This window comes from Gordonibacter pamelaeae 7-10-1-b, assembly GCF_000210055.1.
Lineage (GTDB): Bacteria > Actinomycetota > Coriobacteriia > Coriobacteriales > Eggerthellaceae > Gordonibacter > Gordonibacter pamelaeae.
This window is the reverse complement of the sequence record NC_021021.1, coordinates 3,049,592-3,050,489: the sequence shown is the minus strand read 5'-3', so window position 1 is coordinate 3,050,489 and position 898 is coordinate 3,049,592. Positions and strand designations below refer to the sequence as shown.

Here is an 898-nt window from a genome sequence, read left to right as displayed (position 1 = left end):
CGCCACCGTCGCCAGCGCGGCCATCGCAAGCGCCGCCGGCAGCACCGCCCGCGGCATGACGCGCACCTGGACGGCCGCCAAGCTCGCGGCCAGCCGCGCGCTCCGGCGCACCGACCAGGCAGGAGCTTCGAAAACCGACGGCTCGTCCTCGATGCGCGCCGCAATGCGCGCGAACGAGGGCACGCCGTTCGCGCAGTTCCGCTCCTGCCGCCTCATCGCCTCGCGCAACGCCGCACGCGGCTCCGTTCCGTCCGTGCTCATATCCGCCTCCCCAACGTCTTCTGCAACAGGGCCCGCGCGCGGGACACGCGCGACTTCACCGTGCCCACCGGCACGTCGGTCACTTGGGCGATCTCCGCATAGGGAAGCTCGTGCAACCAGGCAAGCCGCACCGTCTCGGCCAGCTCGCATGGCAGCGCGTCCAGCGTGGCCATGATCTCGTCCGCTCCCGCCTGCGCCGCAAGAACCTCGAGGGGGCCGTCCGCCCTGTCGGCCAGGCTGGCCGCCTCGTCGTCGAGCGGGTATTCGAGGGGCCGGACGCGGCGCATGCGCACGTAAGCCTGGCGCTTCACGATCCCCAGCAGCCACGTGAGCACGCGGCTGTCGCCGCGGAACGCGGGCGCGGCGCGCCAGCATCCCAACCATGCGTCGGCCGCCACCTCTTCGGCAGCCTCGCGGTCGGGCAGGCGCGCCGAGGCGAACGCAAGCACAGCCGGGGCGTAGAGCCGGTACAGCTCCTCGAGCGCACGCTCGTCGCCGCGCGCGATGCGCGCGAGCGCGGCACGCGCCTGCTGCTCGTCAACTTCGCCAGCGCCCATGCCACCGCCTTTCGCCTCTCGTCGCCTGCAACCCCTTAGTAGCGCCAAGGAAGCGCGTGGTTCACAGGTTCCTGATCTTT

The 898-nt window shown here is 72.0% G+C and carries 1 protein-coding gene and 1 pseudogene; both read right to left on the bottom strand.

Features of this window, described 5'->3' with window-relative positions; all coding sequences use genetic code 11:
* Positions 1–261 (bottom strand): annotated as a pseudogene (locus GPA_RS19525) (hypothetical protein); the annotation flags it as partial.
* On the bottom strand, positions 258–818 hold the full coding sequence (locus tag GPA_RS14055) for an RNA polymerase sigma factor (RefSeq protein ID WP_015540276.1): 561 nt from the start codon (positions 816–818) through the stop codon (positions 258–260). The gene GPA_RS14055 and the pseudogene GPA_RS19525, both read right to left, overlap by 4 nt.
* Between the last annotated feature and the right edge of the window lie 80 nt (positions 819–898).